Annotated in this window: 15 protein-coding genes, 1 tRNA gene and 1 rRNA gene; 8 read left to right on the forward strand and 9 right to left on the reverse strand. The window is 33.8% G+C overall.

Annotated features, from left to right (window positions below):
- The 4 genes from rrf to DFR66_RS13310 all read left to right on the forward strand — a co-directional run.
- Window positions 1-89: ribosomal RNA gene (rrf, locus tag DFR66_RS13295) — 5S ribosomal RNA — on the forward strand; the annotation flags it as partial.
- 260 nt (window positions 90-349) lie between these two features.
- Entirely contained in the window at window positions 350-3,718 is a 3,369-nt protein-coding gene (locus DFR66_RS13300) for a gliding motility-associated C-terminal domain-containing protein (protein WP_114755317.1), read from the forward strand.
- 58 nt (window positions 3,719-3,776) lie between these two features.
- Window positions 3,777-4,694 carry a PorP/SprF family type IX secretion system membrane protein gene (locus DFR66_RS13305; RefSeq protein WP_114755318.1) on the forward strand — a complete coding sequence of 306 codons (918 nt, stop codon included), beginning with the start codon at window positions 3,777-3,779 and terminating at the stop codon, window positions 4,692-4,694.
- A gap of 19 nt (window positions 4,695-4,713) precedes the next feature.
- Entirely contained in the window at window positions 4,714-6,576 is a 1,863-nt protein-coding gene (locus DFR66_RS13310; RefSeq protein WP_114755319.1) for an OmpA family protein, read from the forward strand.
- A gap of 77 nt (window positions 6,577-6,653) precedes the next feature.
- On the opposite strand, the gene miaE is transcribed toward DFR66_RS13310, so the two are convergent.
- Entirely contained in the window at window positions 6,654-7,235 is a 582-nt protein-coding gene (gene miaE, locus DFR66_RS13315) for a tRNA-(ms[2]io[6]A)-hydroxylase (protein WP_099713544.1), read from the reverse strand.
- A gap of 110 nt (window positions 7,236-7,345) precedes the next feature.
- Here miaE and DFR66_RS13320 point away from each other — a divergent pair, with 110 nt between their 5' ends.
- Window positions 7,346-8,587 carry a glycosyltransferase family 4 protein gene (locus DFR66_RS13320; RefSeq protein ID WP_114755320.1) on the forward strand — a complete coding sequence of 414 codons (1,242 nt, stop codon included), beginning with the start codon at window positions 7,346-7,348 and terminating at the stop codon, window positions 8,585-8,587.
- Between the two features lie 57 nt (window positions 8,588-8,644).
- On the opposite strand, the gene DFR66_RS13325 is transcribed toward DFR66_RS13320, so the two are convergent.
- The 5 genes from DFR66_RS13325 to porU all read right to left on the reverse strand — a co-directional run bounded on the left by DFR66_RS13325 (window position 8,645) and on the right by porU (window position 17,043).
- Window positions 8,645-10,300, reverse strand: coding sequence for a pyruvate dehydrogenase complex dihydrolipoamide acetyltransferase (locus DFR66_RS13325; RefSeq protein ID WP_114755321.1), 1,656 nt, complete (start codon window positions 10,298-10,300; stop codon window positions 8,645-8,647).
- A 6-nt stretch (window positions 10,301-10,306) separates the two neighbouring features.
- Window positions 10,307-11,305 carry a pyruvate dehydrogenase (acetyl-transferring) E1 component subunit alpha gene (gene pdhA, locus DFR66_RS13330; protein WP_114755322.1) on the reverse strand — a complete coding sequence of 333 codons (999 nt, stop codon included), beginning with the start codon at window positions 11,303-11,305 and terminating at the stop codon, window positions 10,307-10,309.
- Between the two features lie 143 nt (window positions 11,306-11,448).
- Window positions 11,449-11,931 carry a cytidine deaminase gene (gene cdd / locus DFR66_RS13335; protein ID WP_114755323.1) on the reverse strand — a complete coding sequence of 161 codons (483 nt, stop codon included), beginning with the start codon at window positions 11,929-11,931 and terminating at the stop codon, window positions 11,449-11,451.
- Between the two features lie 73 nt (window positions 11,932-12,004).
- On the reverse strand, window positions 12,005-13,174 hold the full coding sequence (gene porV, locus DFR66_RS13340; protein ID WP_114755324.1) for a type IX secretion system outer membrane channel protein PorV: 1,170 nt from the start codon (window positions 13,172-13,174) through the stop codon (window positions 12,005-12,007).
- Window positions 13,175-13,212: 38 nt separating this feature from the next.
- On the reverse strand, window positions 13,213-17,043 hold the full coding sequence (gene porU, locus DFR66_RS13345; protein WP_114755325.1) for a type IX secretion system sortase PorU: 3,831 nt from the start codon (window positions 17,041-17,043) through the stop codon (window positions 13,213-13,215).
- A gap of 210 nt (window positions 17,044-17,253) precedes the next feature.
- Between porU and gldJ the strand changes: the two genes are divergently transcribed.
- Both gldJ and DFR66_RS13355 read left to right on the forward strand, forming a co-directional pair.
- Complete coding sequence (gene gldJ / locus DFR66_RS13350) at window positions 17,254-18,939, forward strand: gliding motility lipoprotein GldJ (protein ID WP_114755326.1); 1,686 nt, start codon at window positions 17,254-17,256, stop codon at window positions 18,937-18,939.
- A gap of 64 nt (window positions 18,940-19,003) precedes the next feature.
- Window positions 19,004-20,287, forward strand: a complete 1,284-nt coding sequence (locus DFR66_RS13355; protein WP_114755327.1) for a UDP-N-acetylmuramoyl-tripeptide--D-alanyl-D-alanine ligase — start codon at window positions 19,004-19,006, stop codon at window positions 20,285-20,287.
- Between the two features lie 324 nt (window positions 20,288-20,611).
- Here the strand turns inward: DFR66_RS13355 and DFR66_RS13360 are convergent, their stop codons facing one another.
- The gene (locus DFR66_RS13360; RefSeq protein WP_199755522.1) at window positions 20,612-22,942 is read right to left on the reverse strand and encodes a glycoside hydrolase family 3 C-terminal domain-containing protein; all 2,331 of its coding nucleotides are present in this window, start codon (window positions 22,940-22,942) and stop codon (window positions 20,612-20,614) included.
- 312 nt (window positions 22,943-23,254) lie between these two features.
- Between DFR66_RS13360 and DFR66_RS13365 the strand changes: the two genes are divergently transcribed.
- Entirely contained in the window at window positions 23,255-24,010 is a 756-nt protein-coding gene (locus DFR66_RS13365; protein ID WP_114755328.1) for an NUDIX hydrolase, read from the forward strand.
- A 49-nt stretch (window positions 24,011-24,059) separates the two neighbouring features.
- Here the strand turns inward: DFR66_RS13365 and DFR66_RS13370 are convergent.
- Together DFR66_RS13370 and DFR66_RS14195 are read right to left on the reverse strand one after the other, a co-directional pair.
- Window positions 24,060-24,131: transfer RNA gene (locus DFR66_RS13370), tRNA-Arg, on the reverse strand.
- Window positions 24,126-24,368: a GIY-YIG nuclease family protein gene (locus DFR66_RS14195; protein WP_114755330.1), complete on the reverse strand. Its 243-nt coding sequence runs from the start codon at window positions 24,366-24,368 to the stop codon at window positions 24,126-24,128. The genes DFR66_RS13370 and DFR66_RS14195 overlap by 6 nt, the downstream gene beginning before the upstream one ends.
- Window positions 24,369-24,466 lie beyond the last annotated feature (98 nt).

Below are 24,466 nucleotides of genomic sequence, written 5' to 3' on the forward strand. Positions count from 1 at the left end.
GCTCACCTCTTCCCATCCCGAACAGAGTAGTTAAGCCCGCCTGCGCAGATGGTACTGCAGTTATGTGGGAGAGTATGTCGTCGCCTTTCTTTGAAGAATCCTCATCATTCATTTGATGAGGATTTTTTTGTTTTTACAATATCTGACTTGTTGCTATAATAAATAGGATTCTTTCCCTTGTTTTCTAGTCATTAATCGGGTTGAAGTATTAGGATTCTTGTATATATTTATATGTTATTTTAAAAATTGTTAAATATTTACAAAAATTTGATTTGTTCATTGGAAATAAAAGAATACTTTTATAAATCAATAAATTTTACTGTTAGATATCAACTACAAAAATCAGTTTATGAAGAAAAAATTACTATTATTTTTATTATTTAATTTATTATTTTGTTTAACATTAAGTTCGAAAAATCTTGATAAGCTTGAGAAATTATATGATGCGAATGTTGAGTTATCTTTAAAAGGAAATTCTCCTGATACTATAAAAAAAAATAAAAGGCCATCTAGGATTTCAAAAACTAAGGCTGTATTACCTCCTCCGTCTACAACTGCAGGTAGTTCTTGTGGTGATGGTGTTAATTTGGTGCAGGTTAATGTTTCTGCATTTGGCTCATCAGGTTCTGAAACTATTGAATGGTTTTCTTCTCAAACATCAGTAACTCCTATATATACTGGAACTATTTACAGTCCAAGTATTAATACAACTAGGACTTATTACGTACGCAGTAGAATAGGCAGTGATATTAGTACACGTGTTCCTGTTGTGGCTTCGATTTATGTAGTTCCTACAGCAGTTACTTTGACTGCGTCGCCACCAAATAACGCTACAAGTCCATTATGTTTTGGTACGCCAGTTACTTTTACTGCTTCTGGTGGGGCTGATTTGTTCGAATTTTCTGTTGATGGTGTAGTAATGCAAGGAATGTCAACGAATAGAGTCTTTACAACTAACACTTTGGCTGATGGTCAAGTTGTTAGAGTTAGAACTAGGTATGCAGTTACTATGGACGGATCTATTACTGACACTTCATGGGGTACGGGAGCTTTAGAAGATAACGTTCTTTCTGCACCATTATCAACAAATGCCTCTTCTGGATATGTAAATTCGTTAAAAATAAGTGCTCAAGAGGACAAGGTAGTTTTAGGTATTTCAGGTAAAATTTTAAATAATAGAAGTATTTTATTATTTCTTGATTCTAAATCAGGTGGTTTTAATATTTCAAATTATGGAGATGTAGCAGATTTGGATCCATTTATAAAAGGCTTTAATATTTTTAATAATAACCCAAGTACTTTTGATTCTTATTTTCAAGCTGATTATTGTTTAGTAATCTCTACAGATGCAGCAGAAACAAATTATTATGCGAATATTATTGAATTAAGAACAGGCGCTTCTGTTAAAACCTTCTTGGGAAGTGCTGTTACAGGATCTCCTTCAGCTGTAATGGGAGTTAATAAAAATAATAGTGGGATTAATGATTATATTCTTGGTTTTGAAGTAGAAGTTTTAAAATCTCTTATTGGTTTTACAACGGGAGATATTAAGTTTTTTGCTTTTACTATGAATGTCAATGATGATGGTAGTCAATCAGTTACGAATTCTTTTTTGAGTCCTGAAATAAGTAGTAATTTAGATTATGGCATTGGTCCGATAGATTATAATATTAAAGATCCAAATCCTGTTGTTGTAGCTTCAGCGGCTTTAACCCCTTGTTATTCTGAGGCTAATATAACAATGAATTTTATTTCAATTCCTACTTCATCTAGTATTACACAACCAACTTGTGCTTTACAAACTGGGACTATTGTTATTACAACACAGCCAGGAGTCGAGTATAGTATAAATGGTACTCTTTATCAAGATTCCAATAGTTTTTCAGGATTAAATCCTGGCAGCTATACTTTATATGTTAGAAATAAAATAGATAATAGTTGTGTACTTTCATCTGATACACCAGCTATTATAAATGCAATTCCTACCCCTCCGGTAGTTCCAACAACAGCAAGTGTTGTTCAGCCAACTTGTGGTACACCATCTGGAACAATTGTAATAACAGCACAAACAGGAGTAGAATATAGTTTGAATGGAACAAGCTACCAAGGTTCAAATACCTTTACTGGATTAGCTCCGGGTAATTATACATTGTATGTAAGAAATACAGCTGACACTACTTGTGTGACTCCATCAGGTTCTACAACAACAATAAATGCAGTTCCTACCCCTCCGGTAGTTCCAACAACAGCAAGTGTTGTTCAGCCAACTTGTGGTACACCATCTGGAACAATTGTAATAACAGCACAAACAGGAGTAGAATATAGTTTGAATGGAACAAGCTACCAAGGTTCAAATACCTTTACTGGATTAGCTCCGGGTAATTATACATTGTATGTAAGAAATACAGCTGATACTACTTGTGTGACTTCTTCCGCATTGACAACAACAATTAATCCTACACAAGTAGTTCTTTTACCAACAGCATTTAGAACTGTTCAGCCAACATGTGCTGTACAATCGGGCAGTATAGAAATAACCGCACAAACAGGAGTAGAATATAGTTTGAATGGAACAAGCTACCAAGGTTCAAATACCTTTACTGGATTAGTTCCGGGTAATTACACATTGTATGTTAGGAGTGCCGCTGATAATAGCTGTTTGAATTCATCAGCATCAACAGTAACTATTAATGCGATTCCAACTCCTCCAACAACTCCAAATATGTCAAGTGTAATTCAGCCAACTTGTGGAACACCATCTGGAACAATTGTGATAACCTCACAAACAGGAGTAGAATATAGTTTGAATGGAACAACCTATCAAGCTTCAAATACATTTTCTGGATTAGCTCCTAATAATTATGTATTGTATGTAAGAAATATTGCTGACAATACATGTTCCGTACAAAGTATATCGAGTGTTACTGTTAATCCGCTTCCTTTATTGCCATCAACTCCAACTCTGATACAAGTTGTACAGCCAACTTGTTTGGTTCCTTCAGGAAGTATCACAATAAGTACACAACCAAACGTTCAGTACAGTATTGGTAATGGCTATCAAGATAGTAATGTCTTTAATAACCTTGCTCCTGGAAAATATATAATTAGCGTACGATTTACAAATAGTATTGCATGTATAACTTTAGGTTCTGATGTAACTATTAATGCTATTCCTCCACAAATTCAATTTGAAACCAAAGGGGATTGTGAAAATAAAGAATATATATTAACAGCTAATCCATTATCAGGATCATATGACCCTAATAATGTGTCTTATCAATGGAGGGATAATACAGGAGCTCCTATTGGTACTAATTCAAATGTGTTAAATGTAACTGATGTAATAGCATCAACTCCAAGCGGACAATTAGTATTTCCAGTGACATATACTCTAACTGTAACTTCTACAAATACAGGTTGTGAAACATCAAATGATGTAGTAATTGAGTCTGCTTATTGTAATATCCAAAAAGGAATTTCTCCTGATGGTAATGGTTCAAATGACTTCTTTGATTTAAGATTGATGAATGTCAAAAAATTGGAAATATTTAATAGATATGGTATAAAAGTTTACAGTCAGTCGGATTACACAGACCAATGGAAAGGCCAGTCTAACAAAGGTGAGGATCTTCCTAGTGCTACCTATTATTATGTAATAGAATTCAATACGGGTGAACCAAAAACAGGTTGGATTTATTTAATCAGAGAAAAACAGTAATTAATATTTATTAGTCTGTAAATTTTAAATAGACGAATAAACCGAAAAATAAATAGATATGAACAAAAAAATATTGATGTCTCTTTTAATTCTTATTGCATATATGGATGTAAAAGCGCAACAAGACCCACATTATACTCAGTATATGTATAATATGAATGTTATTAATCCAGCCTATGCGGGCTCTAAAGAAAGTATTTCTTTTGGACTTTTGTATAGAAAACAATGGGTAAATATTGAAGATTCTCCATCTACAATAACTTTTGCAGGTCATACTCCTGCGGGCAAGAATGTTGGTGTAGGTCTTTCATTTATATCAGATAAAATTGGACCAGTAACAGAACAAAATGTATTTGGAGACTTCTCTTATACTTTGAAATTAGGTGACACACAAAGATTGGCATTTGGTTTAAAAGCTGGAGTCTCTTTTCATAAGGTAGGACTTAGGGATATTCAATCGAGTTTGCCAGATCCTAATGAAGGAATTTTTGGAGAAGATATTAATGATACATCATTTAATTTAGGGTCAGGATTGTTTTATTACACAGACAAATACTATGTATCATTTTCGATACCAAATATGATTAAATCTGCGCATTTAGATTTTAATGGTCGTGAATACGGTTCAGATGTGTCTCACTATTTTTTAACAGCTGGTTATGTTTTTGATGTTAATTATGAATTGAAATTCAAGCCTTCATTAATGTTAAAATCGGCATTTAATGTGTCTCCCTCTTTAGATGTTTCTGCTAATTTTTTATATCAAGAAAAATTTGAGATTGGTGCAACCTATAGATTGGAAGATAGTTTTGGGGGAATGGTCAATTTTGCAGTTACACCTGAATTAAGAATAGGGTATGCTTATGATCGTATTATTTCAGATTTGAAGGTAACTTCCCCATCCTCACATGAATTCATATTATTATATGATTTATTTGAATCGAAAAAAGTATCACGTTCCCCTAGATTTTTCTAATATTTAATTTTTATAATTAATGAAAAAAAATACACTTATATTGTTTTTTGTGCTGGCTGGTTTCTCACTTTGCGCACAAAATAAAGAGACTAAAAACGCAGATAAATTATTTGAAAGCTACAATTATGTTGAAGCTGTTCAAGGATATACAGCCTTAGTTGAAAAAGGAAATACAGATGCTTATGTGACTAAACAACTTGGAGATAGTTATTATTATATCAACAATACAATTGAAGCTGAAAAATGGTACGCCAAAGCTGTACTAACAAAACAAGATGCTGAAACGTATTATAGATACGCTCAAATGTTGAAGTCTAACGGGAAATACATGGAGTCAAACACCCAAATGAAAGTGTTTTCAGCTATGGCGCCAGACGACAATAGAGCTAAACAGTTCAATAAAAATCCAAATTATCTTTCTGAACTATTAAATAAAGAAAAACTTTTTACAGTAGATAAAATTTCAGTTAACTCGGAAAGATCAGATTTTGGTGCAAATCTTTATGGCGATGTCCTTTATTTTGCAAGTGGAAGAAACGAAAGCAACAAAATTTATGGTTGGAATAATGAACCGTATTTGGATCTTTACCAGTCTACTTATAATGCTGATGGAAGTTATTCAGAGCCAATTCCTGTTAATGAATTAAATAGTAATTTTCATGAAGGTCCTCTAACAATGACCAAAGACGGTAATGTTGTTTATTTTTCAAGTGAAAGTTTCAAGGATAAATTATTCGAGAAAGATAAAATGCACAAACTGAAGTATGGTCAAGTGAATCTTTATAAATCAGTTAAAGATAATGGAAAATGGAGTAATATTATGCCTTTGCCTTTCAACAGTAAAAGTTATTCTGCGGGTAATCCTTCGATAGACAAAGATGGGAAAGTTCTTTATTTTGCATCTAATATGCCCGGTTCTGTGGGAGGAACTGATATTTGGAAAGTAACGGTTAATAATGATGGAACATTTGGAACACCTGAAAATTTAGGTACAAAAATTAATACAGTTGGAGATGAGAATTTTCCTTTTGTAACAGATGATTCCATTTTGTATTTTTCTTCAAATGGACTGACGGGCTTTGGAAGTTTAGACGTTTTTTCTGTGGACTTAAATAAAGATGAAGAGCCATATAATCTTGGTAAGCCAGTAAACTCGGAGAAAGATGATTTTGCTTTTACTTTCAATACAGAGAAAAATATTGGATATTTATCCAGTAATCGTTCTGGAAAAGATCATATTTATAGTGCGAGTCCTATCTGTTATGCTCAAATTTTAATTGTAGTAAAAAATGCTAAGACTGGTGATTTAGTTGGTAATTCTAAAGTTGTAATCAAGGATGTCACAGGGATTGTTTTAGAGACCCAAATGACTGGCGCTAATGGTGAAGTTCTGTATAACGGAGAATGTAAAAAGCCTTATATGCTTGATGTATACAAAGATGGTTTTGTTACTAAATCATTTTCAGCCTCAAGTATGCAAGGTAAAATGAGTATCGAAGCTGCAATTAAGCCAATTGATGTTGTCGTTACTGAAACAGAAATTCTTTTAAATCCTATTTATTTTTATTCGAATAAAAGCGATATAACAGAACGAGGCGCGGCAGAACTTGATAAATTAGTATATGTCATGTCACAAAACAATGCCCTAAAGATTAATGTTAAATCGCACACTGATTCTAGAGGAACCGATGAATATAATTTGGATTTATCCGAAAGAAGAGCCAAGTCAACGGTTGAATATATTATTTCAAAAGGAATTGATATAGATAGGATTTCAGGAAAAGGTTTTGGAGAATCTGAGCCTAAAATTGATTGTCAAGATAAATGTACAGAATTAGAATATGCATTAAATAGGCGTTCTGAGTTTATGATTGTCAAATAAATCACTTAGTGTAAATAATAAACAAAAACAGGATGCCATCGGCATCCTGTTTTTGATTTACGGGAAATTATATTTATCTAACCGTGGATTGTTTCTTGTTTGCCATAGTTCGTGATTATTGAAGTTTCAAATTCTATCCATTCTTTCCATCGTTTGTCTACATCTATATTGTCAGCATATTTTCGTGCAAATCCCAGAAAAGTTGTATAATGCCCTGCCTCAGAAATCATTAGGTCTCTGTAAAAAGTAGCCAGTTCAACATCTTTTATGTTTTCTGATAAAACTTTAAAACGTTCACAACTTCTGGCTTCAATCATTGCAGAAAACAGCAATCGGTCACAAAGAGCATCTTTTCGGCTGCCATCTTTTTTCATGAATTTAAAAAGTTCATTTACATAATGGTCTTTCCTTTCTCTACCTAAAGTTAGTCCTTTGCTTTTGATTAAATTATGAACCAGTTGCAAATGATCTAATTCCTCTTTAGCAATAATCAACATTTCGGTTACTAATTCTTCTAATTCTGAATTGTAAGTAACCAAACTTATTGCATTTGAAGCTGCTTTCTGCTCACACCATGCATGATCCGTCAATATTTCTTCAATATTCGATTCAACTATATTTACCCAGCGCGGGTCAGTGGCTAATTTTAATCCTAACATGACTATGAAATTTATTTGATACAAAATTAGTGTTTTATAATCTATTTTAGTACAAATGACTGGATTGAAGTCAAAATAGCATTATTTTGCAGTTGAAATTTTATAATAATATGAATCAAGTTCAAAAGCTTTTAATTATCGGTTTTGTTTGGCCAGAACCAAATTCGTCTGCAGCAGGAGGAAGGATGATGCAGTTGATTTCTCTTTTTAAAGCACAAGGTTTTAGCATTACATTTGCCAGTCCGGCGCAAGACAGTGATTTTATGGTTGATTTAGTTGAAAATGGTGTTGATAAAAAATCAATAGAACTGAATAATTCTAGTTTTGATGTTTTCATAAAAGAACTGAATCCGGATGTGGTTATGTTTGATCGCTTTATGATGGAAGAACAATTTGGTTGGCGTGTTGCCGAAAATTGTCCTAATGCGTTACGATTATTGGATACTGAAGATTTGCATTGTTTAAGGTTAGCTCGTCAGAATGCTTTCAAAGAAAAACGTTCCTTTAATACAACTGATTTATTTGATGAAGAGGTTGCTAAACGTGAGATTGCCAGCATTTTACGTTGTGATTTGTCTTTGATGATTTCCGAATTTGAAATGGAACTTTTAGAATCCGTATTCAAGATAGATAAATCCTTGTTATTTTATTTACCTATTTTATTAGAACCAATTGACAATATCGAAATAGAGAAGCTTCTTTGTTTTGACGAAAGAAAAGACTTTGTTTTTATCGGGAATTTTCTTCACGAGCCTAATTGGAATGCTGTTCAATACTTAAAAGATACAATTTGGCCATTGATTAAAAAACGTTTACCTGAAGCTGTGTTGAATGTTTATGGCGCTTATCCTTCACAAAAAGTACTACAATTACACAACAAGAAAGAAGGTTTTTTGATCATGGGACGAGCGATAGATGCTCAAGAAGTAGTTCAGGAAGCACTAGTGGTTCTAGCTCCATTGCGTTTTGGTGCTGGTATTAAAGGAAAATTATTAGAAGCAATGCAGTGTGGAACGCCAAGTGTCACTACTACTATTGGTTCAGAATCTATGTTCGGAGATTTGCCTTGGAATGGCTTTATTACAGATGATTTAGCTACTTTTGCGGATAGAGCAGTACAATTGTATCAAGACAAAACTATTTGGCTTAAAGCCCAACAAAATGGATTTGAAATTATTAATCAACGCTATTCTAAAGGTTTGTTCGAGAGTGATTTTAGAAAAAAAATAGAATTTTTAAGCTCTAATTTAAAACAACATCGATTGAATAATTTTATGGGTTCCATGTTGCAACACCATACTTTAAAAAGCACGAAATACATGTCGCGTTGGATTGAGGAAAAGAATAAATAAAAAAATCCCGTCAAGTTTTATAAACAAGACGGGATTAGTATTTTAAAATCCGAGTTATTACGCAAGCATCGTAACTGGGTTTTCTATAAATTGTTTCAATGTTTGTAAAAATTGAGCTCCAGTTGCACCATCAATTGTTCTGTGGTCGCAAGCTAAAGATAACATCATTGTGTTTCCTACTACAATTTGGCCATTTTTAACTACCGGTTTTTCTACAATTGCTCCTACGGATAGGATTGCAGAATTTGGTTGGTTAATGATAGAATTGAATTCAGTAATACCAAACATTCCAAGATTAGAAACTGTAAAAGTACTTTCTTCCATTTCTGTAGGTAATAATTTTTTGTTTTTAGCTCTTCCTGCAAGATCTCTAACGTTTCCGCCAATTTGAGATAAACTCATAGCATCTGTGAAACGCAATACAGGAACCACTAATCCGTCCTCAACTGCTACTGCAACTCCAATATTTACATGGTGATTGATAAGAATTGAATCTTCTCTCCATTGTGAATTTATTTTTGGATGTTTTTTCAAAGCCATAGCACACGCTTTGATCACCATATCGTTAAACGATACTTTAGTGTCGGGAACGCTGTTGATGATAGCTCTAGATTTCATTGCTTCATCCATTGTTACCTCAATTACTAAGTTGTAATGTGGAGCTGTGAATAAAGACTCTGCTAAACGCTTAGCAATGATTTTTCGCATTTGCGAATTCTTGATTTCTTCTGTGAAAACTTCTCCTGCCGGAACAAATGGTTTTGCAGCAGCTACAGTTTCTGTTTTCGCTGATGCAGTTTCAGTTGTTGGTGCCGGAGCAGCTGCAGTTTTTGGTGTAAAGTTTTCGACATCGCTTTTTACAATACGTCCGTTTTCACCAGAACCTTTTACCTGTGTCAATTGAATCCCTTTGTCACTTGCAATTTTCTTTGCTAAGGGTGATGCTAAAATTCTTTGACCGTCAGTTGATGGTTCTTGAACGATTGGTTCCGAAGCTTTTTCTGTTGAAGCTACTTCTTTTTCTTCTGCCACTGTAGGAGCTGCTAGTGGCGCTCCACCAGTTTTATAGTTTTCGGCAATTCCGCTAATATCAGTTCCTGCAGGCCCAATGATTGCCAAAAGGCTATCAACTGGTGCAGTATTTCCTTCTTCGATTCCTACGTATAATAAAGTTCCTTCGTTGAAAGATTCAAATTCCATTGTAGCTTTATCAGTTTCGATTTCAGCAAGAATGTCACCTTCTGTAACAGCATCACCTACTTTTTTTAACCAAGTTGCTACAGTTCCTTCAGTCATTGTGTCGCTCAAACGAGGCATGGTGATCACGACAACTCCTTTTGGAAGTGAAGTTGTTGCTGATGCTGCGACTTTGGTAGCTTCAGGTGTTGCAACAGTTTCTTCAGTAACTTTCGTTTCCTCTTTTACTGGTGCATCATCAGCTGGTTTTCCTGACAACAATGCCGAAATGTCTTCGCCTTCCTTTCCTATAATGGCTAATAAAGAGTCCACCGGTGCAGTTTCACCAGCAGGGATTCCTATGTGTAAAAGTGTTCCTTCGTTGAAAGACTCAAATTCCATTGTTGCTTTATCGGTTTCAATTTCTGCGAGGATTTCACCTTCATTTATTTTGTCACCTACTTTTTTTAACCAAGTTGCGACTGTTCCCTCTGTCATCGTATCACTCAAACGAGGCATTGTAATTATTGTTGCCATAATTGATTATAGTTTGTGAGGTATAAATGGATAATTTTCTTGTTCATAAACAACATCATAAAGTTGTTGTATAGGTGGGTAATCTGATTCTTCGGCAAATGTGGCACATTCTTCAACTAAATCTTTTACTCTTTGATCAATTGCTTCAATCTCTGCGGTTGTAGCATAATTGTTTTCTTTAATCACGTCAAGAACTTGAGTGATAGGGTCAATCTTTTTATATTCTTCAACCTCTTCTTTAGAACGGTATAATTGCGCATCTGACATAGAGTGACCTCTATAACGATATGTTTTCATTTCCAGGAATGTTGGTCCGTCTCCACGACGTGCTCTGTCAATCGCTTCCGTCATTGCTTCTGCAACTTTTACAGGGTTCATTCCGTCAACTGGTCCGCAAGGCATTTCATATCCTAAACCTAATTTCCAGATATCAGTATGATTGGCTGTTCTTTCTACAGAAGTTCCCATTGCATATCCATTGTTTTCAACAATAAATACAACTGGTAGTTTCCATAACATAGCCATATTAAAAGCTTCGTGTAACGATCCTTGACGCGCTGCTCCATCACCAAAATAGGTCATAGTAACACCGCCGGTTTCAAAATATTTGTCAGCAAAAGCTAAACCTGCACCTACAGGAATTTGTCCTCCTACAATTCCGTGACCGCCATAAAAACGGTGTTCTTTTGAAAAGATGTGCATAGATCCACCCATACCTTTTGAAGTTCCTGTAACTTTTCCTAAAAGTTCTGCCATCACGCGTCTAGGATCAACTCCCATACCTATTGGTTGGACGTGATTTCTGTAAGCAGTAATCATTTTGTCTTTTGTCAAGTCCATAGCGTGCAATGCACCTGCTAATACTGCTTCTTGACCATTGTATAAATGTAGAAAACCTCTAACTTTTTGTTGGATATATAATGCTGCAAGTTTGTCCTCAAACTTTCTCCAAAGTAGCATGTCTTCATACCACTTTAAATATACCTCTTTTGTAACTTCTTTCATCTCGATTTTTCTTTTGCTAAAGTGTTATTGTATTATCAATTTGTACCTATAACGCAAAATAGTTTCCTCCCACAAATTTGCGAAATGCAAAAATAAGACATTCCAAGTAAGAACTAAAATTTAATAGGCAATTTTTGGATTTTTTACAAGAATTTTTTATCGAACATAAATGGAAGTAAATTTTTCAAAGATTCTGATTTGTAAATTGCCCCAATTTCTCCCATAAAATAGATTTCGATAGGAATTTCCTGTTTGATTTCATATTCTGCTATAGATTGTCTACAGGATCCGCATGGTGGGATTGGAGCTGTAGTTTGATTTGAGTCAGACGCAGCTGTAATTGCCATTTTTAAAATTTTTGCTTCTGGGTAAACTGCTCCTGCATAAAAAATAGCCACACGTTCTGCACAGAGTCCGGAGGGATATGCAGCATTTTCTTGGTTTGAACCTAAGACAATTTTACCATTGTCCAAAAGAATTGCTACTCCAACTCTGAATTTTGAATAGGGTGCATAAGCGTTTTTTCGGACTTCTACGGCTTGCGTCATTAGTTCCTGAATGTCATTAGGTAAATCTAGAACTGAATCGAATACTTTGAATTGAGTTGTAATTGTTATTTCTTTCATGCTTTTTTAAGGAAAAAAAATCCAAACTTCATACCTTGAAATTTGGATTGTTATTTGTGGAATTTATTTAAATTTAATATTCGTCATATTTATCTCCAAAATTGAAGGTAAGTGAAAAACGCAATGTGTTTTCTAAAGGATTTTTTACTTTTGAGGCTGAGAATAAATACGAAACATCTACTTTGACTACATTGTATTTGAAACCTGCTCCAAGTGAGAAAAATTGACGAGCACCTTTTAATGGACTTTCGTGAAAATATCCCATTCGCATGGCAAAGGAATCTTGATATAAATATTCGGCACCTACAGCATACGTAACTTCTTTTAATTCTTCACTAAATCCGTCAGGCGCATCACCAAATGATCGAAAAACACCAGATGTCCAGCCGATAGATTGGTAATTATCGTTGTTTTGATTGCGCTCTTCGGATGTTACTGTTCCGTCGCCATTTAAATCAGGATCTTGCGGAGTTGGGACTAATAATTTATTGAATTCAACATTTACAGCAACTTTATTATAATCGTCTAAAATGAAATCAAAACCTGTTCCTATTTTTAAATTGGCTGGTATGAAGTTGTTGTTAAAATCATCGTTGTCATAACTAATTTTTGGTCCTAAATTTTGGATATTAAATCCTGCTCTCCATCTTCCGTTAAATTCGTTGTACGCTATTTCTTCAGATTGGTAAAAACCAGCTACATCAACAGCAAATGTACTAGCAGAAGTGGCGTCGTTATTATCAGAAGCTACTTTTAAATTTGAGTTGATAAATCGTCCTGCAATAGCCATAGAGAATTTCTCGCTAAGTTTTAAGGAATAGGAACCGTCTATAGCGAACTCGTTTGGAGAGACAATAGGGAATGACTCATTAGGATCGCCTGTTTGACGTAATTCAATATCACCTAAACCAAAGTAACGAAGACTTCCCGCAAATGCACTTCTTTCGTTTAGTTTTTGATAATAAGTTAATTGTCCTAATGATATGTCATTGACAAGGTCAGTTAGGTATGGTGTGTAACTTATAGAAAACCCTTTTTGGTCAGTTGCAAAAGCATATTTTGCTGGATTCCATTGTTGTGAGAATGCATCAGCTGATGTTGCAACCCCAACGTCTGCCATACCTGCAGCTCTAGCATCGGCAGCAACTAATAAAAAAGGAACCCCTGGGTTTATAACTCTATCTTGTGCTTTTGTAGAAAATATTACAAATAAAAAGATAAAAAGTAATGTTATTTTTTTCATTATTGTATAGAGTTTTATTAAACAAATATAATGTTTTATTAAAGTATTACAAGTTTTTCGAATTTTTCAGTTTTCTTATTTGTCAAACTTGATTTGACGGTTAGTTTATATACATAAACTCCTTTCCCTATTTTATCTCCAAAATCATCTTTGCCATCCCAAGTTATTTCTTTTGATAAAAATCCTTCTGTAGTGATAATTTGATTTTTCGTCCATACCACTTTTCCCGTTATTGTCATTACTTGAACCTGAACTTCCAATGGTTCAAATGGTTTGTTGTGTGTAAACCAAAATTCTGTATAATTTACGAAAGGATTTGGATAATTCAACACATGTGTCAATGTTATTGTTTCATCTCCGACCACAATAAACTGAATTTCAGTCGTTGTTGGATTGTTGTAAACATCCCATGCTTTGAATGTTATAGTGTGTAATCCGGGGGCTAAATTGCGTAGCGGAAACCGAAGTCTTCCACTTGTAAAATCATCTAATTTTGTTTGATAATAATCATTTAGAACATACGGATTGCTTACATCTCCATCAAGGATAGCAACAATATCATGACCTATTCCGCTTGCTGTATTTATTCCGTTTTCATCTTCAAGCAGTGCAACAAGAAATGGGGATTCATTAGTTGTTCCGCCAGAAACAAAAGTCTCGTCATTCATATATAACTTAACTCTTGGACTAATATTGTCTGCTGTAGCATTTTCATTTATCCCTCCTATTTTTATAGTGGAATCGTATCCGGTTTCATTTTGTAACAACTCATTTTTTTTAGAATAAAAACTAATTCTTCCGTTGGCTAATGGGACCCTGATGTCTCGGGGCACAACAAAGCTAAATTCAAATTGTCCATTAGTTATTGATGCGTTACCTCTGAAAATGGTTTCGCCTAAAACATTGAAATTAATAGGAGGACTATTGCCGTCATTATTGTAAGTTGTTCTTGAGACTGTTTTGTCAAAAATAGTTGTGGAGACTTCTCCATTATAATTTGTTAGCAGGTTGTTGTTTTCGTCTGTAACTTCTCCGGTTAATTTTATTTTTGCTAATGATTTGAAGTCGTCAATACTTTGGTTAACCGGAATATCATTTACTTTAGTTAATCTAATTTTTGGCTTGGGTATAGCGAGCATTAACGCTGGATCACCGATGTAAAAAACAACATTGGTGGCTGAATTTGGATTGCTGTTTTTTGAAATCCTCAGCGCTTCTGCAATTGAAGTATATTGATTTGAATTATACGATAATAAATTTTTTGTCATCAAATCATTAAAATTTTCTGCACTGAATTGCCCAATTGAACGAATGGTAGAAATCATTGCGATTGCGCCGCCTTTTGGGTTCCAATAGGTGTATTCTCCTGCAGTCGGTCTTAAAGGATTGTCAAAACGGGAAAATTCACAAGTAATAGTTATAAATAAAGGATACTTATATTGATTGCTTAAGTTTTGTCCGTCTGATTTTTCCCAAATGCGTTCACTTGATAATCCATCTTCACCGCCATGCCCTAAATAATTAAATACTAAAGCTCCTTTTTCGAAAGCATTGAAGAAGTCTGTTCTAGCTTTTGGATACCTTGAACCTCCTGCGGATGCTTCTTGTACATAAGAGTCTAGAATAATTTTACTCACATTTAGAAATGGTTTCTCAGTAGTAATTCTATCTGCTAGGTTGTTTTGTCTGTTTTGTAAACTAGCATCTGACAATATATCTGAATCATCAGAAATCAAGACGAAATTATTTCTCCAGTTTCCGAATGATTTTTGATTGTGATATTCTATTACTTTATTTACCATTTCGTCAGCTTGTCTAGTATCATTAACTAACATCCTACCTACAGCAATATCAATTCCTCCAAAAAACGACACAACATTTCCTTCATTATTATCCATTAAGCCAAAAAAATCATCTGAGGCAAAGGATGATTCGCCTGTTGTGTTGCTGTTTAAGGCATGGTAGATAGGTACAATATTGGTATTGTTTGAGATTCTATTTTTAAAATCATAAGAGGCGTCACCAAATAGATTAACAAATTTTACTCTTTTCTCTGGCACAGATGCATTTTGATAGATATACTTAATACAGTTTCTAATGGCAGCAACATCTTGTTTTCCAGATGAAAACTCATGATAGATAGATTCCAAAGGGATTACTTTTACATTTAAATTTGACTGGGTGCGATGAAAAGCAGCTAATTTTTCAGCTTGAGTTACTAAAAAAGAGGGTGTTATAATCACGTAATCGATGTCTTGAAATTGACCTTGCCCGTTTTTAAATAAGGTTCCTTTTAAATTTTGATTAGTAATTTTAGATTTAGGACTTTTTAAAGGACTGTAATAATCTGTAGCTTCTAAAGCGATATATTTTCTGAGTTCTCCTAAGTTTGCTTTAAAATTTAATGTATTCTGATTTGTGTTTTCAATTTTAGTAACGTTAAAAATATCAGTAACATCCCAGACTTGAGGTACTGTTACAGTGTTTGAAATGCTGTAATTTACAATCCCAAGATTTGAAGCGGACTGGTCGTATTGAAAATGAAACTGTTTTCCGTAGCCTTGCAGTTTTCGCTTGGCGATTAGCCTAATGTTATCCAGAAAACCTTTTGAACCTGGAACACCGTTGTTGTTGTATTTTAGTTTTATTTTTATGTTTTCAGTACCGCTGAAATTGGTATTATTAGGTAAAGAACCTAAATGAAATTCTGTTTCGGTATTGTTGATTAAAGCTGGAAAGGAAATAGTTCCGGTTGCTTCTCCGTTTGCAGATACGCTAAAAGTTGTAGGAGTAAATGCTGCTGAAGCAGCAGAAATCATCAGTTTCACTGGAGTTGTAGTATCAATATTAGGGAAAGTAAAATTGAATTCTTGTTCATCTTTGATATCAAATGATTCGCCAAACCATTGTCGACCCAATCGGGCTATATTAATAAGGTCTTCTTCGTGATGCTGATGATCGTCAAAAGAGGTTACTGTCAAAGTAGGGTTTCCTGAAGGTTGGGTCATAGGAGTGATTCTTTTTCCATCGGTACCTTGTACAGTAATGTAATAATAGGATTTTGTATCGTACAAATTAGTAAAGGTTCTACTTTCTGGATTCCAAGTATCGACTCCTTCGCCATAGAAAAGAATGTAGTCGTCGTTGTTAAATACTCCGTCTGCTTCTCCAACAATTTGAATGGCATTTTCAGACAAGTCATTGGGATAAAAAGTACTATTTGATAAAGGAAGCATTCGTCCGCCATTACCATAAATTTTTATTTTTCGGGGGTCTAATGTATTTACGTCTAATCCTAATTGTTGCAAAAAAGTTTTAGTGATTTTATATACACCGGATTTTTCAATGTAAAATTGATGCCAATTACCATTTGCTAACACCGAATTAAAAATGGTGTTGGTAGTTTTGCTTGATTGTAAAGTTTTAGAATTGTTATTTTCAATTTCATACGAAAAGGATTTGATTCTTTTGAATCCAAAGTCATCTTTAATAATAGGAGAAAGGGTAATAAATGCCTCTTTGATATCTCTTGAATTAGAAACAATAAGACTAGCATTTGATGTTTTAGGGATGTTTACTAAGGATAAATCACCAAGCTGTGAAGGCGACATAGATTCATAAAAAACATTGGTTATTTTAACCTTGCCTTCGTCAAAAAGAACATTTTGTTTTGTATTTAAAGTAAAGAGAATCGTTTTGTTAAAAGCATCGTAATGAAAGCTGTTTCCGGTAAATTGAGGAATTATAACTTTAAAATTACCATAAAACATTTCTTTTTTTTCAATCCATTCAAGGGTAATGTTCCCCATATTTTGCGACGAAGAAACTAACGGAATTAGGGCTAAAATAGCCAAAAGTATTTTTCTCATTGTTTTATTTAACGTGATTTATAGGGAGTTATTATTAATCAGTAAAAATAAATCATTTCGTGTCATTGTAAATAATAAATATTATAAATTTGCGTTTTGAATAGATAATTTAGCGTTAAAATTAGATTTGTAAATTTATTAAAAAAGTTAGATGCTGATTAATTGTTAATTATTATATTGCGTCACTAAATTTATTACCCATTTAAGAGTATGAAAGCAAACAGAATTATAGGCTTGCAGGTGTTATTATCAATTATGTTGATAGTGGGTTTCTCCAGTTGCAGCAAAAAATCCAGCTCAAAGAACACTTCAAGAGCAACAGGATGGAATATGGACAGTAAAAAAGGCTCAAGCAAGAAAAAACAAGAAGCAGGTCCAGGTTTGGTTTTTGTCGAAGGAGGTACTTTTACTATGGGAAAAGTAGATGATGATGTAATGCATGATTGGAATAATACTCCAACACAACAACATGTACAGTCTTTTTACATGGATGAGACTGAGGTTACTAATTCAATGTATTTAGATTATCTAGATTGGTTAAAAAGTGTTTATCCACCTACTGAAGAAATTTATAAAAACATATACGAAGGAGCTTCACCTGATACATTAGTTTGGAGAAATAGATTAGGATACAATGAAACGATGACTAACAACTATTTAAGACATCCATCTTACGCAGAATATCCTGTTGTTGGGGTAAATTGGATTCAAGCCGTAGAATTTAGCAACTGGAGAACGCAACGTGTAAATGAAGCGCTTTTAGAAAAAAATGGATACCTTAAAAAGAATGCAAAAACATTAGATGTAACTGCTGACAGTAATTTTGATACTGAAACGTATTTGAATTCGCCTACTTTGGCTTATGGTGGAAATGAAGAAATTGTTTTAAAAGGAAAAAATGGAGGTAAAAAAGCTCCTAAAGCTGGAAAAGACGGTAAAGTTATAGAGCCTAAAAATGTTTATGCACAACGTTCTTCTGGAATACTACTTCCTGAATACAGATTGCCAACAGAAGCAGAATGGGAGTATGCGGCAGCGGCTGATGTGGGACAAAGAGAATACAATATTTATAAAGGGCAGAAAAAATATCCTTGGTCTGGTGGTTACACTCGTTCAGGTAAAAGACAAAGTAAAGGAGATCAGTTAGCCAATTTCAAACAAGGTAATGGAGATTACGGTGGAATTGCAGGTTGGTCTGATGATGGTGCAGATATCACAAATGAGGTAAAAAAATATCCTGCAAATGATTTTGGATTGTATGATATGGCTGGAAATGTTGCCGAATGGGTACAAGATGTTTATAGACCTATTATTGATAATGAAGCGAATGATTTTAACTATTTCAGAGGAAATCAATACACTAAAAACAAAATTGGTGCAGATGGTAAAGTTGAAATTGTTACTAAGGAAAACATGAAGTTTGATACTTTAAGTAATGGTCGAATTGTTGCTAGAAAATTCCCTGGTCAAATTGCTCAAGTTCCAGTTGATGAAAAAGAAACGTATTTGAGACAAAATTTTGACAAAAGTGATAATACAAATTACAGAGATGGTGATAAACAATCTACAAGATATTATAACTTTGGATCTTCTGAATCTGACACTGAAAAACAAAAAGATGAGAAAATCATGTATAACTCTCCTAAACACAATGTAACAACAGATAGTTTAGGTAAAATGGTTAGAAAATATGATAAATCAAGCAAGAGAACAACTTTAATAAATGATGAAGTTAGAGTATACAAAGGTGGTTCTTGGAGAGACAGAGCTTATTGGTTAGATCCTGCACAAAGAAGGTATTTTCCTCAAGATATGGCTACAGATTACATCGGTTTTAGATGTGCAATGTCTAGAGTAGGGCCTAAAGCAGATAAGAAAAAATCAGCTAGAAATTAAATTTTGTATAAAATAAAAACAAAAGCCCTTTGATTAGGGCTTTTGTTTTTTTAAATCGTTTCAAATGGATATTAGTTACATTCATAGTTTGTTTTTAAAATGTAAATCGGTTTCGATAGATACCCGCAAGATTGAGTTAAATTCCTTATTTGTCGCCATAAAAGGGGAGCGCTTTGATGCGAATACTTTTGCTAAGGAGGCACTAGACAAAGGCGCTTCTTATGTGATAATTGATGACGAATCTTATTTTATTGACCACAGAACCATCTTAGTCCATGACAGTTTAATTGCATTGCAGAATCTGGCTAAATTTCATCGTGAATATTTGAAACTACCTATAATCGCGCTTACGGGTAGTAATGGTAAAACAACAACCAAAGAACTGATTCATGTGGTTCTTTCTAAAAAATTCAATACTAAAGCAACCGTAGGAAATCTAAACAATCATATTGGAGTTCCGTTGACATTACTTTCTTTTAATTCAGAAACAGAAATTGGAATAGTTGAAATGGGAGCAAATCACAAAAAGGAAATTGAATTTCTGTGTGAATTAGCAACGCCAGATTATGGTTATATCACTAATTTTGGTAAAGCACATTTAGAAGGTTTTGGTGGTGTGGAAGGAGTGATTGAAGGTAAAAGTGAAATGTATAAATACCTTTCTTCGTGTCAAAAACTTGCTTTCATCAACTTAGATGATGTCATTCAAGTCGAAAAGTCAAAGATGTTAAATTCTTATTCATTTGGCGTAAATAAAGAGTATGCGGATGTAAATATCACTTCAGTTAAAGCAAATCCTTTTGTAGAAATTAGTTGTTCAAATTCAGTAATTCAATCTCATTTAATAGGCTTGTATAATGCCAATAATATTAATGCGGCGCTTACTATTGGAAAATATTTTAAAATTGATGATTTTGCTATAAAAGAAGCTTTAGAAAGTTATGTGCCTGAAAACAACAGATCACAGTTGTTGACTAAAGGAACTAACCAAATAATCTTGGATGCTTATAATGCAAATCCGAGTAGTATGAAAGTAGCAATTGAAAACTTTCTACAATTAGAGAGTCTAAATAAAGTTATGATTTTAGGCGATATGTTTGAGCTTGGCGATGAAAGTTTACAAGAGCATCATGCAATTGTTGCCATGCTATCTCATGAAGATAATATAACGTGTTACTTTGTAGGAGCTGCCTTTTACGAAAATAAAATTCACAAGAATAATTTTGGTTTTTTTGATTCATTTGAAAGTTTTTCACATGAATTTTCAAAAACGAAATTAAGTAATGCTACAATTTTAATTAAAGGATCTCGAGGAATGGCGTTAGAACGGACTCTAGATTTTCTTTAAACAAGACATTTTAATTATATAGAAATGCCATCATAATCATCTATGATGGCATTTTTGGTTTATTAAATACTCATTAGAAACCCGATTAGATTTTTTAAAGATACTTGAGTATTTGCAAGTATTAGGTCTTTTGAATTCTTTGCAGACTTGGTTTAAAATAAAAAAAAGTATTGACTCAATATCTGCTCCTTAATTAAATTCCAATAAAAATTTAAACTAGAGAAATAGATTTTACATGAGAGAATTTAATTTAGATGTGCTCTATAGACGATATCCAATTAAATTCTTTTTCAATACTTTTTTAACAACAATTAATAACAATTTTTAATTCTGGTTGACAGCTTGCAAAATACCATTCATATTTTCTTCTGTGAATTTTCCACCTGATAATAAAATCAATTTGTTTATTGGCATATCTGACAACATAGCTTCAACAAAAGATGCTGCTTTTTTCTCTTCTTCTGTTTCTGGTTTTTTTGTTGATCCAGTAAACCCCTGCAGTAGTTGGTCGTAAATGGCTTGACCTTTTGGTGATTTTTTAATTTCCTTAAATAATGATTCACGTGTTAGAGCTATCTTGGCTACTTTCGTAGATTCGATAGTTAAAGTTTGTTTTAAAGGCAAATCACGTGATGAACTTCCGATAAGGATATCAAATTTTCCTGATTTTATTGTCCAATCATGAGATTTTGAATTAAAATATGCAAAGTCACGTGATGTCAATTGGAATGTAACTACTTTTTCTTCACCAGCAGAAAGTGCTACTTTTTCAAAATGTTTCAGTTCGTTTTCTGGTCTTGACACTTCGCTTTCTTGCTCATGAACATACAGTTGAACCACCTCTTTACCAGCAATTTTCCCTGTGTTTTTTACTTTTACAGATATAGTAATTAAATCCGAATCTTTGGCAACAGTAGTGTTTGCTTTAATATCAGAGTACGAAAAAGAAGTATAGCTTAAACCGTATCCAAATGGGAAATTAGGCTCAATTTTCTTTTTGTCATAATAACGGTATCCAATAAAAACTCCTTCACCATAATTCGCATTTCCATCTGTGGAAGGGAAATCTATGGCAGTTGGAGTATCTTCTAAACGGGCAGGAAAAGTTTCAGATAATTTCCCTGATGGATTAACTTTTCCAGTTAATACATCTGCAATTGCACCACCACCGGCTTGACCACCAAGATAGGCTTCAACGATTGCAGCAACATCATTTTTCCAAGGCATAGAAACAGCAGCGCCATTCATCAACACTACAACTATATTTTTGTTCACCTTTGCAACTTCTGAAATCAATTTGTTGTGACCCGCAGGCAAGTCCATGTTGTTTCTGTCAAAACCTTCTGATTCATAACTGTCAGGTAATCCAGCGAAAACAAGCACTAATTCTGAATTTTTTGCATTTTGAACGGCTTCAGCTATTTTAGCATCGTCTGTTTCTCCAGCAGTATTATACCCTGTTGAAAAGGTAAACTGAGTTCCTTTTGCCATTTTTTGTAATTCATCTAGTGCGTTTACAATTTGTGTAGGGCGCACTTGTGAACTACCTGCTCCTTGGTAACGAGGATTTTTTGCAAAATCACCAACAATAGCTATCTTTTTTGTAGTTGACTTTAAAGGTAAAATCGCATTTTCATTCTTTAATAAAACAATGCATTCGCTACTTACTTGCCTTGCTAATTCATGGTGTTTTATTTTGTCCACAATAATTCCTTTTTTGTGGCTGTCTTTTGCTTTTAAAGTGATAGTAAGTAAATCGGTTACAATTTCATCTAATCTTGCTTCCGCCAAAGTTCCTTTTTTTACAGCTTCAACAATTTTTTTATCATTGAAACCACCACTAGCCGGCATTTCTAAATGCATACCGGAATCAACTCCTAAAGCTCTCTCGTTTACTGCTCCCCAATCAGAAACTACAAAACCTTGTAAGCCCCATTTTTCTTTAAGCATTTGATTCAATAAATACGAATTTTCAGAAGCATAAGTTCCGTTAACTTTATTGTATGAGCACATTACGGTCCAAGGTTGTGCTTCTTTTATGGCCATTTCAAAGGCGGGAAAGTAGATCTCGTTCAAAGTGCGCTCATCAACATTTGAGCTATTAGACATACGCTCTGCTTCCTGATTGTTTGCTGCAAAGTGTTTCATGGAAGTTCCTACTCCTTGACTCTGAACGCCATTGATATAACCAACAGCCATTTTTCCGGCTAAAACTGGATCTTCAGAAAAATATTCGAAGTTTCTTCCTCCAAGAGGGGAACGCTTCATATTTACTCCGGGTCCTAATAATATTTGAACATCGTTAGCTTGAGATTCAATTCCTAAGGCTTCACCCATTTTTTGTGCCAATGCTGGATTCCAAGAAGAAGCAAGTGCAGATGCTGTTGGAAAACAAGTAGAAGGAACACTATTGGTAAAATCGAAACCTTCTGCTTTACGTAAACCATGGGGTCCGTCAGTCATAAAAATGGAGGGAATTCCTAGTCTGGAAATGGCTTTTGTGGACCAAGCTGTTTCGCCGGAACACAAAGAAGCTTTTTCTTCTAAGGTCATTTGTGCCACTAATTTTTTTGCTTTAGCACGATAATCTAAATCTTGGGCATGCGATTGTGACGACAAAGTAAGTCCAATTAGAAATAAAATAATTTTTTTCATAGTCTTTAGTTGTTGGTTTTGGATAATTTTAAGCTTTTAATTCAATTGCGTTATAGTGACGCAATGTACATATTTTTTTGATTCACAATGCATTTGAATTAAGATTTGACGTTTTTTTACTTAATGATTTTTTTTAGCTTATTCTTTGTTCGATTTTTTTACTTGTCTATTGGGATTTTTTTGAGTTAGTCATTTTGTATATTAAATTAAGATGGATAACTTTTCAAAATTTAATGTTCCTTTATTTACTTAATAAAAATGAACTAAATTGCGCAACAATAATTTATGTTTTAAAGAATAGAAAATAAGCACATGCTAAAAAATATTTTGGATAATAAGGAGTCCTACCAGCCAGGATTGTCAATCGATTGTGTGATTTTCGGATTTCATGACAATCAACTTAAAGTGTTGTTAATAAAAACAAAGTACAGCGATAAATGGGCTTTGCCAGGTGGTTTTGTGCCTGTAGATGAAGATATTGATGAGGCCGCTGTCACAGTTTTACACGGCAGGACTGGATTGAGAGGGATTTTCTTAAGGCAGTTTTCTACCTTCGGAGCTGCTAAAAGGTGTAGTGTAGATGTCAGTAATACAGTTTTGGAATTTTATGGAATACCTTTAGATGAAGGGAAATGGTATGCTAGTCGTTTTGTAACGGTAGGATATTATGCCTTAGTCGATTTTTTACAAACGGTTCCACAGCCCGAGGGAAATAATGATATTGTCGAGTGGATAGACCATAATATTGTACCGGAATTGGTTTTGGACCATAAGGAAATTTTAGACAAAGCATTAGAGACACTTCGTATGGAGTTAAATCTTATGCCTGTTGGATATAATTTACTTCCTGAAAAATTTACTATTCCGGAATTGCAAAAGTTATATGAAACTATTTTGGGCAGAAAACTCGACCGTAGAAATTTTTTGCGTAAGATTACTGCGATAGGTATTTTGAGAAAACTTGACGAAAAGAAAAGTAATGTTGCACATAAAGCCCCAAATTTATACAGTTTCGACAAAGAAAAATATGAAGAAGTCCTGAAGAATGGATTGACTCAAGGGTGGTAATCTGAAATAAATATAAAAAAAAACTCCATTATTTCTAATGGAGTTTTTGTGGGCGATGAGGGGTTCGAACCCCCGACCACTTCCGATAGAATCGGAATGCTATGAGTCAGCTGAACTAATCTTTTTTTGAAATTAGTTCCTGAATTTTAATCCTGCTTTTCCAAGATTTGATTTGTAATTCTCTTTGTTGAGCTAATTCTTTTGTTTCGTATTTTTCGATATAAACAACTTTCCAATCATTTACGTTGGCAGTAAAACCTTTGCTTTTTTGATTGTGCCTAATAATACGTTCTTCTAAATTAGAAGTGAAGCCAATATAATATCTATTTTTAATTGCGCTAAAAAGGATGTAAGTGATGTGGGATCAAGTCTAAAAGTTGTGGGGAAATATTAAAATCTAGATATTTGTATTTCCAAATTATATACAAATGCAAGATTCTTTCGCCGACCTACTTA

The sequence above is a fragment of the Flavobacterium glaciei genome, assembly GCF_003350545.1.
Lineage (GTDB): Bacteria > Bacteroidota > Bacteroidia > Flavobacteriales > Flavobacteriaceae > Flavobacterium > Flavobacterium glaciei.